14 protein-coding genes are annotated in these 13,301 nt (G+C 64.1%); 8 read left to right on the top strand and 6 right to left on the bottom strand.

What is annotated here, in order from left to right; translation table 11 throughout:
- Positions 1-52: 52 nt before the first annotated feature.
- From HNO82_RS18930 to HNO82_RS18945, 4 genes are all read right to left on the bottom strand, one after another.
- A complete protein-coding gene (locus HNO82_RS18930; RefSeq protein WP_175344745.1) occupies positions 53-1,240 on the bottom strand; it encodes a serine hydrolase domain-containing protein in 1,188 nt (395 codons plus the stop codon).
- Positions 1,241-1,278: 38 nt separating this feature from the next.
- Positions 1,279-2,019, bottom strand: coding sequence for a 7-cyano-7-deazaguanine synthase QueC (gene queC / locus HNO82_RS18935; RefSeq protein WP_008332659.1), 741 nt, complete (start codon positions 2,017-2,019; stop codon positions 1,279-1,281).
- A gap of 102 nt (positions 2,020-2,121) precedes the next feature.
- Positions 2,122-2,892 (bottom strand): DUF3108 domain-containing protein, encoded by a 771-nt coding sequence (locus tag HNO82_RS18940; protein WP_008332658.1) that lies wholly within the window; start codon positions 2,890-2,892, stop codon positions 2,122-2,124.
- A gap of 158 nt (positions 2,893-3,050) precedes the next feature.
- Complete coding sequence (locus tag HNO82_RS18945) at positions 3,051-4,193, bottom strand: DUF3108 domain-containing protein (protein ID WP_175344746.1); 1,143 nt, start codon at positions 4,191-4,193, stop codon at positions 3,051-3,053.
- 108 nt (positions 4,194-4,301) lie between these two features.
- Between HNO82_RS18945 and HNO82_RS18950 the strand changes: the two genes are divergently transcribed.
- From HNO82_RS18950 to rfaE2, 4 genes are all read left to right on the top strand, one after another.
- Positions 4,302-5,597: a branched-chain amino acid ABC transporter substrate-binding protein gene (locus tag HNO82_RS18950; RefSeq protein WP_175344747.1), complete on the top strand. Its 1,296-nt coding sequence runs from the start codon at positions 4,302-4,304 to the stop codon at positions 5,595-5,597.
- Positions 5,598-5,626: 29 nt separating this feature from the next.
- Complete coding sequence (locus tag HNO82_RS18955; protein ID WP_175344748.1) at positions 5,627-6,484, top strand: PhaM family polyhydroxyalkanoate granule multifunctional regulatory protein; 858 nt, start codon at positions 5,627-5,629, stop codon at positions 6,482-6,484.
- Positions 6,485-6,621: 137 nt separating this feature from the next.
- The gene (locus HNO82_RS18960; RefSeq protein WP_088756811.1) at positions 6,622-7,476 is read left to right on the top strand and encodes a ferritin family protein; all 855 of its coding nucleotides are present in this window, start codon (positions 6,622-6,624) and stop codon (positions 7,474-7,476) included.
- 87 nt (positions 7,477-7,563) lie between these two features.
- Positions 7,564-8,046, top strand: a complete 483-nt coding sequence (gene rfaE2 / locus HNO82_RS18965; protein ID WP_088756812.1) for a D-glycero-beta-D-manno-heptose 1-phosphate adenylyltransferase — start codon at positions 7,564-7,566, stop codon at positions 8,044-8,046.
- A gap of 78 nt (positions 8,047-8,124) precedes the next feature.
- Here rfaE2 and HNO82_RS18970 read toward each other — a convergent pair whose 3' ends face one another.
- Positions 8,125-8,643, bottom strand: coding sequence for a copper chaperone PCu(A)C (locus tag HNO82_RS18970; RefSeq protein ID WP_175344749.1), 519 nt, complete (start codon positions 8,641-8,643; stop codon positions 8,125-8,127).
- Positions 8,644-8,731: 88 nt separating this feature from the next.
- Positions 8,732-9,118, bottom strand: a complete 387-nt coding sequence (locus HNO82_RS18975; protein ID WP_175344750.1) for a DUF2946 family protein — start codon at positions 9,116-9,118, stop codon at positions 8,732-8,734.
- Positions 9,119-9,333: 215 nt separating this feature from the next.
- Here HNO82_RS18975 and HNO82_RS18980 point away from each other — a divergent pair, with 215 nt between their 5' ends.
- The 4 genes from HNO82_RS18980 (at position 9,334) to HNO82_RS18995 (ending at position 13,269) form a co-directional block, all read left to right on the top strand.
- On the top strand, positions 9,334-10,314 hold the full coding sequence (locus tag HNO82_RS18980; RefSeq protein ID WP_175344751.1) for an ABC transporter substrate-binding protein: 981 nt from the start codon (positions 9,334-9,336) through the stop codon (positions 10,312-10,314).
- Positions 10,315-10,473: 159 nt separating this feature from the next.
- A complete protein-coding gene (locus HNO82_RS18985) occupies positions 10,474-11,445 on the top strand; it encodes an ABC transporter substrate-binding protein (RefSeq protein WP_175344752.1) in 972 nt (323 codons plus the stop codon).
- Between the two features lie 134 nt (positions 11,446-11,579).
- Positions 11,580-12,473 carry an ABC transporter permease gene (locus HNO82_RS18990; RefSeq protein WP_175344753.1) on the top strand — a complete coding sequence of 298 codons (894 nt, stop codon included), beginning with the start codon at positions 11,580-11,582 and terminating at the stop codon, positions 12,471-12,473.
- Position 12,474: 1 nt separating this feature from the next.
- Positions 12,475-13,269: an ABC transporter ATP-binding protein gene (locus tag HNO82_RS18995; protein ID WP_008332633.1), complete on the top strand. Its 795-nt coding sequence runs from the start codon at positions 12,475-12,477 to the stop codon at positions 13,267-13,269.
- The last annotated feature ends 32 nt before the right edge of the window (positions 13,270-13,301 follow it).

The following is a 13,301-nucleotide window of genomic DNA, read 5'->3' on the forward strand; positions in this document are numbered from 1 at the left end:
CTGTTGCAAGACAGGCGGTTTTTTCATGGGCATCAATATTGTGCCGGCAGGATCAATCCTTGCCGGACACCGCATGGCTGATGCTGCGCATGGCCAGCAGGGTCAGCACTTCATCCTGCTCGGTGCCGTAGTCGCTGAGTTTGACGATCACCGTGCGCGTGGCCGGGTTGACGTAGATGTACTGGCCGAAGACGCCTATGGCCGAGAAGTCGCGATCATCGGCGTTGCCCGGCGGGATCCACCATCCATCGCGGTAGTCCAGGGCATTGCCGTTGTTGACCGGCTGGCGCGGTTCGGCAGCCCAGGCGGGGCTGACGATCTGTTGTTCACCGATGCGTCCGCCATCCAGGTACAGCAAGCCAAGACGGGCGAAGTCGCGCGCCGTGGTATTGAGACAGCAAAAGGCCTTCTCCACGCCATGGCGGGCGCTGTCGACGCTCCAGCTGGCATCCTGTTCCATGCCCAGCGGTTCCCACAGCGCCTGCCGGGCGAAGTCGGACAGCCGCATGCCGGTAGCGCGCGCCAGTACGCGCGAGAGCACCAGCGTATCAATGCTGCGGTATTCGAAGCGTGAGCCGGGCGCAAAGCGCAGGCCGTCGCGGCGGGCGATGAATCGTTGCAGGTCGGTACTGACGTACATGCGCACCACCGGCGAAGCGAGCGAGCCACCGTAGTTCTCTTCGACATCGATGCCCGAGCGCATGTCCAGCAACTGAGCGATGGTGATGTTGGCGTAGGCCGGCGCAATCTCGTCGGGCTTGAGATAGCGACCGATCGGTTCGTTCAGGGACTTGATCCTGCCCTGCTTCAGGGCCACGCCGGTCAGCGCCGAGACGAAGGACTTGGCCACCGAGAACGAGGCAAAGCGCGATTTGGCATCATAGCCATCGAGGTAGTGCTCGTAAATCACACTGCCATCCTGGATCACCACGAAGGCCTGGGTGGCCGTGCCCTTGATGAAGTCGATCAACGGCAGTCGCTTGCCGTCCTTCCAGGGCAGCTCCAGATCGAGCGTGCGCAGCGCCGTGGGTAGCGCTTGCGGATGGCTGGAGCGCGCAATCGGATTGGCCTCGAACACCTTGTAGCTCTGGCTGTGCGGGGTCAGGTCGAACTGCAGATCGATCAGGGTTGGCAGGCCGGGCAGGTCGGCAATGCGCCGGCCGATCTCGGCGCCGGCCAGCAATAGCAGCAGCGCGGCGGCGCCGCGGGCGAGCAGGGTGGTGGTGCGGGTGCGGGGCATGGGGCTCGTTCCTGGAGTGGTGAGCCTATTGTGCCCGATCAGCCCGGGCTTTGGCTGGCCGCGTACTGTTGATAGCCGCGCGCCCGCAGTTCGCACGCCGGGCACTTGCCGCAGCCATGGCCCCAGTCATGCAGCTGGCCGCGTTCGCCCAGGTAGCAGGTGTGGGTATCGGCCCGGATCAGATCCACCAGCGGCACACCGCCCAGCGATTCGGCCAGGGCCCAGGTCTGGGCCTTGTCGATCCACATCAGCGGTGTTTCCACCTTCAATTGCGTGGCCATGCCCAGATTCAGCGCCACCTGCAGTGCTTTCATGGTGTCGTCGCGGCAATCGGGATAGCCGGAGAAATCGGTCTCGCACATGCCGCCGACCAGTACGTTCAGGCCCCGGCGATAGGCCAGCGTGGCGGCCACGGTCATGAACAGCAGGTTGCGTCCGGGGACGAAGGTATTGGGCAGGCCATTGTCCTGCATGGCGATTTCGACATCGCGCGTCAATGCCGTGTCAGAGATCTTGCCGATGAGCGACAGGTCGATCATGTGATCCTCCCCCAGGCGCGTCTGCCATTGAGGCGAGAAACCTTTCATCTTCTCCAGCAGGGCCGGGCGTACTTCCAGTTCGATGGCATGGCGCTGGCCGTAGTCGAAGCCAATGGTTTCCACCCGCTGATAGCGCGACAGCGCCCAGGCCAGGCAGGTGGTGGAATCCTGGCCGCCGGAGAAGAGCACCAGGGCGCTCTGAGTGTTCAGGGTCGGGGCGATGGCGGGGGCAGCGGACATGGGCGGGCTCAACACGTAAGGGGGAATTGACTGACAAGAATCAACGCGGGGCCTGGCGGCATCGCTGCCAGCCCAGGCCCCGCGCGTTCAACAGCGGCTAGCTTAGTTGGTTTTCCTGACCGAATCCAGCACCTGCTCGATATAGTCCCCATTGGGATCGGTGAACTTCAGGCGTACCGGATACCACTCCATCTTGGGCGCCAGCCAGATGTCGAGCTTCTGGGCCTGGTCATTCGGCGGAGGATTGCGGAACAGGTGCAGGGCTTCGGTCTCGCCCTGGGCGGTCTTGATCTTCTCGCGGCCGATCACCTTGAAGGTCCATTGCTCGGCATCGCGCGGACCAGCCACGAAGAAATTCCATTCCGAGCCCGGCTTCATCCTGGCGGCATTGGCCCGCGCGATGGCCACGAACTGCCAGGTGATACCAGTGCGGTCCTGCTCGCCGCCTTGCAGCGGGAAGCTTTCCGCAGACTCGGTGAAAGTGATCTTGTTCTGCTCACGGTTGAAGGTGGTGGTGGTCGGTTCGCGGCGCAGACGCTTCTCCACGAAGCGCGCCGGCGCCAGGCCGTAGGCGTCGATACTGCCCTCACTGCTGGTTTCCAGGATCTTGCCCAGCAGCATGGCGCGGGTTTCGGTGTTGACGCTGTAGGCAGTCTTGCTCTGCGTCCACTTCACCAGCCCCTCGCCCTTGAGGTCGAGCCCGCTCTGCTTGGCGCTGATGGTGTAATGCAGCTCGGCCGAGGGCGGCAGGTTGTAGGGACGTTTTTCCACCGGATGCGGACCGTCGGCGGCCAGGACGGGGCCGCTGGCCAGCAGCGCGGCCAGCGGCAGTGCAACCAGGGTGGTTTGGAGGCGATGTGAAAGTTTTTTCATGGCGAGCTCTTCGTGTTGGTCTCTGTGGGGCTTGGCGATGAGGCAAGGCCGAGCCATATGAAGGAATACGACCAGAATGCTGGGGCACGGTTCTGCCGTCCGGGCGCGTAATTGTGCGCAATTGTTTCCGATTTTGACAGGGCTTGCAGGATCTGGTCTCACTGACCCGCGGGTTTGAGGCCAGACAAGTCCAACTGGGTATAGTCACCGTTGGGCCGCAGGTCGGTATAGCGCACCCGCACCGGATACCATTCGTGCTGCGGCGCCAGCCAGATATCGACGCGGTCATCATAGGAACCGGGCTTGGGCATGCGCACCAGGTGCCAGGTCTGTAGCGCGCCCACAGGCAGGGTGAGGCGTTCCTGGCCCAATACCTGCACGCGCCAGATTTCGCCGTCGCGCACGCCGGCCACGAACAGGTCGATCACCGCACCAGCCTGCATCTGCCCGGCATCACCCCGGCCGATGGCGGCCAGCTGCCAGATCAGGCTGGCACGATCCTGCTCGCCGCCACGGCGCGGATAACTCGTGGTGGACGCGGAAAAGCTGACCACGTTGCGCTCGCGGTTGAAATGGGTGTTGGTGGCCGATTTGAAGCCCTTCTGTTCGGTGTAGAGCTCCGGCGAGACGCCCCAGGCATCGAGTGCGCCTACGCTGGTGAAATTGAGCAGTGTGAAGAACAGCGCCTTGGCCTTGCCTTCCACCTTGTAGTGGTCGCCCTCGTTGTGCCAGGCGATGCTGCCGCGACCGTAAGCCGGCTGCTGGTCCTTGGTGCCGGTGACGTCGTACTCCAGCAGTGCGCTGGGCGGGGCGCTGGTCTGGTAGACCTTGCCGGGGGCGGCATCAGGGGCTTCGCCGCTGCCGTTGTTGCCGTGGTCGGCGCTTGCGCTTCCCTCTCCCTCCCCTCGACCTGCCTGGCCTGCTCCACTGGCGGAAGTGGGGAGGGAGGCCGCTGGCGGGTCTTGTGGTGCGGGCATGGGGATGCGTTCGACGGTCTCGCGGATGGGTTCGTCGGGCGGGTCGATGGAGGGTTCCGGTACGCGGCGGGGAGCCGGGCGCCTGACAGCGTTCGCGGGTCTGGCCGAGCTCGGCCGTGTTGGCTTGGCCGCCGGCAGTGCCACCGGCTGCGCGGGCGGTGGGACCGGGCGCAGTTCCACCGTCATGGTCGGTGCCTGAGTCTGGCCCGGTACGATGATGTGACGCCGCCCCCAGTCCACCAGCGCGACATGCAGTGCCAGGCTCGATGCGATCAGGATCAGCAGGCGCGGCCAGCGCCGGGCGGGACGGGAAACTTCGCTCATGACCGCCAGTGTATCGGATCAGTTGCAGGGCGTCGTGGGGGCAACTGGCCGGAGAGGGGCATTTCAAACCACGTACAATGCGTTTTTTTTGCTGTCCTTTGCTCACCGATGAACCTGTCCCTGTCCTCCCGCTTGCTTCTGCGTGTGTTCCCGGTCGCCGCCCTGATGGCGCTGGTCACCGCCTCCACCTTCGCTGCACCCTTGCCACCGGTGCGCATCGGCATGATCGACGGGCTCTCCGGTCCCTTCGCCAATGCCGGCGAGGCGGTGGTGCGCAACATCAACTACGCCATCGAGCGCGTCAATGCGCGCGGCGGCGTGAGCCTGCCCGATGGCAAGCATTTGCTGCAACTCTCCACCTTCGACAACAAACTGGGTGTGGAAGACTCGCTGATACAGTTCCGCCAGCTCACCGACGAACGTATCCCCTTTCTGATCGAGGGCAACAGCTCGGCGGTGGCGGCCGCGCTCATCGATGCGGTCAACAAGCACAACCAGCGCGAGCCGGATCATCGTGTCCTGTTCCTCAATTACTCCGCCGTCGATCCGGCGCTGACCAATGAGAAATGCAGCTTCTGGCATTTCCGTTTCGATGCCAGCGCCGACATGCGCATGCAGGCCCTGACTGAAGCCATCAAGGCCGATCCCTCCACCAAGAAGGTCTACCTGATCGGCCAGGACTACAGCTTCGGCCGCCAGGTCGCCAAGGCCGCGCGCGAGCAGCTCGCGGCCAAGCGACCCGACATCGCCATTGTCGGCGACGAGCTGCATCCCATCGGCAAGATCAAGGATTTCTCGCCCTACATCGCCAAGATGCGCAGCGCCGGGGCCGATGCCGTCATCACCGGCAACTGGGGCAACGATCTGACGCTCTTGGTGAAGGCCGCACGCGATGCCGGCTTCAAGGCCAAGTTCTACACCTTCTATGCCAACAGCCTGGGCGCACCTGCGGCCATTGGTGATGCGGGTGTGGGCGTGGTGCGCGCGGTAGCCGAGTGGCATCCCAACGCGGGTGGCAATCCCGGTTCACCCAGCGATGCCTACTACCAGCAATTCCGCAAGCGCTACCCGCAGCCCAAGGATGATTACCTTTACCTGCGCATGCAGGTGATGATCGACATGCTGGTCAAGGCCATCGAAAAGGCCAGGAGCACCGACCCCAAGGCGGTTGCATATGCCCTGGAAGGCGCGCATTATCAGAACGCCTTCCACGAGGCGACCATGCGGGCCGAGGATCACCAACTGATCCAGCCGCTTTACCTGATGCAGATGCAGCGCGCCGACAGCGGCGGCATCCGCTTCGACAACGAGGGCAGCGGCTTCGGATTCCGTACCGAGCGCTACATCCCGGCCGAGCAGACCGCTCTGCCGAGCAGTTGCCGGATGCAGCGTCCGCCACGCTGAGAGCGACACCACAACAACAGGAGCGATCAATGCTGAACCAGGACCAGATGCCGGGCGCAGGCTCGGTAGCCGACACCATCGATTTCATGAAGAAGATGTGGAGCAGCATGGGCGCCCCCGCCATGGCCACGCCCTCGCTGTCGGTGGAGGACATCAACAAGAAGATCGGCGACCTCAAGACCGTGGCCTCCTGGCTGGAGCTGAACCTGAACATGTTGAAGGCCACCATCCAGACCCTGGAGGTGCAGAGCGCGACCCTCTCCACCCTGCAGGCCATGAGCGAGATCATGGCCTCGCGTGGTACGCCGCAGGCCGAGGCCGCTGCCGATGACGCGGCCAGCCCGGCACCGGGCTTCCCCTTCGGCTTCCCGATGTGGCCGGGCGCGGCTGCCGAACCGGAGCAAGCAACGGAAGAAGCATCCGCCCCCGATGTTGCTGAAGAGCAAACGACTGTAGCACACGCCGAGCCCCCGCCGGCTGCTGCCGGCGAGGCCGATACCGCGCCGCCGGATTTCCAGTCTGCCATCGCCAATCCCAATGCCTGGTGGAATGTGTTGCAGGAGCAATTCAACCACGCCGTCGGCAATGCCCTGGCCGGCGGACTGCCCGAGCAGGCGCCGCTGTTGAAGCCCGCCAAGCCGCCCAAGCCCGCGAAGACGCCCAAACGTCGCGAAAATAAGACAGTTGCCCCAAAGCCCAAGACCGGCCTGAAAGCCAAGCCTGTGGGTGCTTCCAAGCCAGCCAAGGGGGCCAAGGCGGCAGCCAGCAAGCCACCGGCCCGGAAAGCGCCCCAGCGTGCGGAAAATACGAGCGCGCCGGTTGGCACCGCTGTTGTACAATCCCGGCAAAACAAGAAGCCAGCCTCCCGCAAGCCAAATTCCCCCTGATCCTCGCCATGGCAGAGCCTGGCCCTGGGCGCCGCCGCGCCGGGCCTCTGTCATATTGCTGAAACCTGACCGTTTTAGTATGGATCGGGAAAATCTTGTTAAAATCAAACACTTAACGCATATAGGCACATACTGAGATGCTGTACCCAGAATTGTTCAAATCGCTAGAGCAGGTCCGTTGGAATATGGATAAGGATATTCCCTGGGACAAGTTCGACGCTTCCTTGCTCACCGACGAACAGGCGCAGACCATCCGCATGAACGCCATCACGGAATGGTCGGCCCTGCCGGCCACCGAGATGTTCCTGCGCGACAATCGCGGGGACAGCGATTTCTCGGCATTCATGTCGGTATGGTTCTTCGAGGAACAGAAGCACTCGCTGGTGCTGATGGAATACCTGCGCCGCTTCCGTCCGGACCTGTGCCCGACCGAAGAAGAACTGCACAACGTGCGCTTCGAGTTCGATCCAGCCCCGCCGCTGGAAACCCTGATGCTGCACTTCTGCGGCGAGATCCGCCTGAACCACTGGTACCGCTGTGCCGCCGACTGGCACACCGAGCCGGTCATCAAGCAGATCTACAAGATCATCAGCCAGGACGAAGCCCGCCACGGCGGCGCCTACCTGCGCTACATGAAGAAGGCCCTGAACGAAGTGGGCGACAAGGCCCGTGCCGCCTTCGCCAAGATTGGCGTGTTGATGGCCTCGGCGCGCCGCACCGAAAAGCCGCTGCACCCGACCAACCTGCACGTGAACCAGGCGCTGTTCCCCAACGACACCGTCCAGAGCCGCCTGCCGGATCCGGAATGGCTGGAACGCTGGCTGGACAACCAGATCAAGTTCGACGGCGAGTGGGAGAAGAAGGTCGTGGACCGCATCCTGCACAACATGTCGCTGCTGTTCGAACGTACCTTCAGCAACGTCCAGGAGCTGAACCGCTACCGCAAGGAAGTGACCCAGCGGATCATGCCGGCCGGCGCGGCCGCAGCCTGATCGGGAAAAATCCTTCACGGGCAGTACAATGGCAAAGCCGCAACCTCGGGTTGCGGCTTTTTTCATCCTGCAACGATTCTCCTCAAGATGGCCGACTTCGAATCCAAACTCTGCACCCGCGACGAACTCCAGCAGCGCGTAGCGCAATTGCCCAAGCCGGTGGTGATGACCAATGGCGTCTTCGACATCCTGCATCGCGGCCACGTGACCTACCTGGCGCAGGCCCGCGCCCAGGGCGCCTCGCTGGTGGTGGCGGCCAATACCGATGCGTCCGTCAAGCGCCTGGGCAAGGGCGATGACCGTCCCATCAACACCTGCGAAGACCGCATGGCGGTGCTGGCGGCGCTGGAATCGGTGTCGCTGGTGGTCCCCTTCGATGAAGACACGGCGCTGGAAGCCGTGCAGCAGGCGCGTCCGGAGATCTACGTCAAGGGCGGCGACTACGACATGCACGCCATCCCCGAAGGGCAGGCTGTGGCGGCCTATGGCGGCCAGGTGCTGGCCATCGCCTTCGAGCATGACCGCTCCACCACCAAGCTGCTGGCAAAGGTGCGCAAGCTGGCCGGCTGATCGCGGTACGCTGCAAACGACAAGGCCGGCAGGAGCATCGCTCGCTGCCGGCCTTGCCGTTTCAGGCTACGCGGTGGGTCAGTGGTGCATGTGACCCTTCATGTCCTTCATGTCATCCTTGCCCGCCGCTGCCGCATTGCGGTCTTCGACGTTGAAGGTCACCTCGACCTTGCCGGCCTTCTCGAAGGTCAGCGTGGCCGGGACCTTTTCGCCCGCCTGCAGCGGCTTGGACAGGCCCATCAACATGAGGTGGTAGCCATTGCCCGGCTGCATGGTGATCTTCTGGCCGGGTTTGACTTCCAGGCCGCCATCGAGCTCGCGCATCTTCATGACGTTGCCTTCCATGGCCATGGTGTGGATTTCACCCGACTTGGCCACCGGCGAGGACACGCCCACCAGGCGATCCGGCGCGCTGCCCTTGTTCTCGATGCTCAGGTAGGCGCCGGCGGCCGGTTGGCCCGGGACCGTCGCGCGGGCGTAGGGATGGCCGATTTCCAGCTGGCCCAGCTTGTATTCATGGGCCTGGGACAGCGGGGCGGCAGCCAGCAGGGTGGAAGTGATGGCCAGGGCGGCCAGGTTTTGGAAGAAATGCTTCATATCGATAAGTCCTGATTGTCTCGTTCATGTCTGGAATGCGGGCGCGCGGCCCGCCAGGGGTGGCGCAAAGGCGCCAGGGACGGCGGCTTCAGACCGGCGGTGCGCGCGCCTGGGCTGAACCTGGTGCCAGGCTGGCCGAACGCACGCGCGCAGCGGTGCGGACCAGTGGATAGCTGACGCCGGGCACGACCGTCGTATCCAATGAGCAGTCCGGTGCCGGCCAGGCCGCCTGGCTGCCGCAACACAGCGGACAGTGGCCGGCCGCCAGATGGGTCGGTGCATTGCCGGAAGCACCACCGCCCACGCTGCAGATGGCCATGGCAGGGACGTCCCGCAGCGTGCGGGCGAGCGCCTGTTGCCACCATGGCGCGGCCACCATCGCCAGAACCAGCGCCAGACTGACCCAGCCCTGCCGACGCAGCCAGGGGCGGCGCGGCGCAAGTCGCATGGGGGAGGGACGCAGGCGGGAAGACATGGGGCCTGATTATAGCAACGGGGCGGCCTTGTGCCGTGCAGTGCAGTGCAACGCATACCGATCATGCCGACCGCACAATGCGAGTCATCCGAGCGGCCTGCCATCGGGGCTGGCAGCGCGTCCTCATGCAAATTGATTGTTCACAGGCGCTAGGCTAGACTTGTCGTCTTTTCGGGTTTTTGGCTAATCATTCATATTTTTCCAAGGGAGACTGCATGTCCTACAACCACAAGCTGACACTGCGCGCGATGGTCGCAGCCCTGTCCCTGGCTGCCGTGTGCGCAGCCCCGGCCATGGCTGCCGACAAGTTTGTCGCGGTGACCGCCATCGTCGAGCATCCGGCCCTGGACGCCGTGCGTGACGGCGTGAAGGACGAGCTGAAGGAAGAAGGCTTCGACGCCGGCAAGAACCTGAAATGGGAATACCAGAGCGCCCAGGGCAATACCGGCACCGCCGCCCAGATCGCCCGCAAGTTCATCGGCGACAAGCCTGACGTCATCGTCGCCATCGCCACACCCTCGGCCCAGGCCGTGGTGGCCGCCACCAAGAGCATCCCGGTGGTCTATTCCGGCGTGACCGATCCGGTCGCGGCCCAGCTGGTGAAGGACTGGAAGGCTTCGGGCACCAATGTCACCGGCGTGTCCGACCTGCTGGAACTGGACAAGCAGGTGGACCTGATCAAGCGCGTGGTGCCCAAGGCCAAGCGCGTGGGCATGGTCTACAACCCGGGTGAAGCCAACTCCGCCGTGGTGGTCAAGGCCTTGAAGGAACTGCTGGCCAAGTCCAACATGACCCTGGTGGAAGCCGCCGCCCCCCGTTCGGTGGACGTCGGTTCGGCTGCCAAGAGCCTGATCGGCAAGGTCGACGTGATCTACACCAATACCGACAACAACGTGGTCTCGGCCTATGAAGCACTGGTCAAGGTCGGCAACGACGCCAAGATCCCGCTGGTGGCGTCCGACACCGACAGCGTCAAGCGTGGCGCCATCGCCGCCCTGGGCGTGAACTACTACGATCTGGGCCGCCAGACCGGCAAGGTGGTCGGCCGCATCCTCAAGGGCGACAAGCCCGGCGACATCCCCTCGGCCACCAGCAGCAAGCTGGAACTGTTCGTCAACACCGCCGCCGCGCAGAAGCAGGGCGTGACCCTGTCGCCGGAACTGGTGAGTTCGGCCAAGACCGTCATCAAGCAATAAGCAGGACCCGGCCTGAAGATCCCGCTGCCATGCGGGATCTGCTGTATCGGGCTGGGGCAGGATCAGTACGACACAGCACACCGATTTACCCCATAAGCGCATAACGGGCCCGCACGAGAGGAACGTCGAGGCCTGATTACCATGAAAGAGGAGAGGACCATGTTTGCAGTTTCCAAGTCACTGCGCGCCATCGCCGGCGCCCTGGCGCTGAGCGCCATCTGCGCTTCGGCGCTGGCGGCCGAGAAGGTGGTGGCCGTCACGTCCTTCGTCGAACACCCGGCGCTCGACGCCGTGCGTGACGGCACCAAGGACGAACTGATCGCCGAAGGCTTCGAGCCCGGCAAGAACCTGAAGTGGGAGTTCCAGAGCGCCCAGGCCAATGCCGGCACCGCCGGCCAGATCGCCAGGAAGTTCGTGGGCGACAATCCGGACGTGATCGTGGCCATCGGCACCCCCTCGGCACAGCCGATGGTGGCCGCCACCAAGACCATCCCCATCGTCTACTCGGCCATCGCCGACCCGATGGCCGCCCAGCTGGTCAAGGACTGGAAGCCCTCCGGCACCAACGTGACCGGCCTGTCGCACATGCTGGACCCGGTCAAGCAGGTCGAGATCATCAAGCGCGTGGTACCCGAGGCCAAGCGCGTGGGCGTGGTCTACAATCCGGGCGAAGCCAATTCCGTGTCGGCCTTGAACAACCTCAAGGGCGAGCTGCAGAAGGCCGGTCTGACCCTGGTGGAAGCCGCCGCCCCGCGTTCGGTGGACGTCGCCCCGGCCGCCAAGAGCCTCATCGGCAAGATCGACGTGATGTACACCACCACCGACAACAACGTGGTCTCGGTCTTCGAATCGCTGGCCAAGGTCTGCAACGATGCCAAGATCCCGCTGATCGCGTCGGACACCGGCAGCGTCAAGCGCGGTGCGATCGCAGCCCTGGGCGTGAACTTCTACGACATGGGCCGCCAGACCGGCAAGGTCGTGGCCCGTATCCTCAAGGGGGAGAAGGCCGGTGATATTGCCTCGTCGCCGGTCAAGAACCTGGAGCTGTACGTCAACACCTCCGCTGCCCAGAAGCAGGGCGTGACCCTGTCGCCGGAGTTCCTGAAGTCGGCCACCAAGGTGCTCAACTAAGCATGACCGCAGCCTGATCCGCCGGCCATGCACCGCCGGCGCCGCACCACCCGTGCTGCGCCGGCGCCATGCAGAAGACATTCGGCAGGGCGTACCGCGCCGTGCCGAATGTGTTTTTTTAAGAAAGTCCTTTTATGTCGCTGTATACCCTCCTGGGCGCGCTGGAGATCGGTCTGATCTTCAGTCTGGTGGCCCTCGGCGTGCTGATTTCCTTCCGCATCCTGGTGTTCCCTGACCTTACCGTCGATGGCAGCTTCCCGCTGGGCGGCGCGGTTGCCGCCACCATGATCGCAGCGGGCTACAATCCCTTCCTCGCCACCTTCGTGGCCCTGCTGGCCGGGGCACTGGCTGGTTTCATCACCGCCTGGCTCAATGTGCGCCTGAAGATCATGGACCTGCTGGCCAGTATCCTGATGATGATCGCGCTGTACTCGATCAACCTGCGCGTGATGGGCAAGCCCAACGTGCCGCTCATTTCCGAACCGACCATCTTCACCATCCTGCAACCGGACTGGATCCCCGACTACGTGGGGCGTCCGCTGATCCTGCTGGTGGTGGTGACTGCCGCCAAGCTGCTGCTGGACTGGTTCTTCTCTTCCGAGATCGGCCTGGCCATGCGCGCCACCGGCGCCAATGCCCGCATGGCACGCGCCCAGGGCATCGCGACCGGCCGCGCCACGCTGGCCGGCATGGCCCTGGCCAACTCGCTGGTGGCGCTGGCCGGGGCGCTCTTTGCGCAGACTCAGGGCGGCTCCGATATCTCCATGGGTATCGGCACCATCGTCATCGGCCTGGCCGCCGTCATCATCGGCGAGAACATCCTGCCGGCGCGTCGCCTGGTGTGGACCACGCTGGCAGTGATCCTGGGCGCGATCCTGTATCGCTTCTTCATTGCGCTGGCACTCAACAGCGATTTCATCGGCCTGCAGGCGCAGGACCTGAACCTGGTCACCGCCGTGCTGGTGATGCTGGCGCTGGTGCTGCCCATGGGCAAGCGCAAATTGAAACTGCTGAGAAAGAGAACCTGAGATGTTGAAAGCCACCGATCTCAAGATCACCTTCAATCCCGGCACCCCCATCGAGAACCCGGCCCTGCGCGGCCTCTCGCTGGAAATTCCGACGGGCCAGTTCGTGGCCGTGATCGGTTCCAACGGCGCCGGCAAGTCCACCTTCCTCAATGCCATCTCCGGTGACCTGCTGGTCGATACCGGCAAGATCGAAATCGACGGCACCGACGTCTCCCGCAAGCAGGCGTGGGATCGCGCCGGCCTGGTGGCGCGCGTGTTCCAGGACCCGATGGCCGGTACCTGCGAGGCCCTGACCATCGAGGAGAACATGGCCCTGGCGATGGCGCGTGGGCGTCGTCGCGGCTTCAACTTCGCCATTCGCGGCAAGATGCGCGAGTTGTTCCGCGAGAAGCTGGCGATCCTGAACCTGGGGCTGGAAAACCGCCTCACCGACCGCATCGGCCTGCTCTCGGGGGGGCAGCGTCAGGCGGTGAGCCTGTTGATGGCCTCGCTGCAACCGTCGCGCATCCTGCTGCTGGATGAGCATACGGCGGCACTGGACCCCAAGACGGCGGCCTTCGTGCTGGAACTGACAGCCAAGATCGTGTCCGAAAGCAAGCTGACCACCATGATGGTGACCCACAGCATGCGCCAGGCGCTGGACTACGGTGACCGCACCGTGATGCTGCACCAGGGGCGCGTGGTGCTGGATGTGTCCGGGCCGGAACGCGCCGGTCTGGATGTCCCGGATCTGCTGAAGATGTTCGAGCAGACGCGTGGCGAGAAACTGGCGGACGACGCACTGCTGCTGGGCTGACCGCCTGCCAACGAAAACGGCTCCCTCGGGAG

Source organism: Herbaspirillum sp. C9C3 (assembly GCF_013359625.1).
Taxonomy (GTDB): Bacteria; Pseudomonadota; Gammaproteobacteria; order Burkholderiales; family Burkholderiaceae_D; genus Herbaspirillum.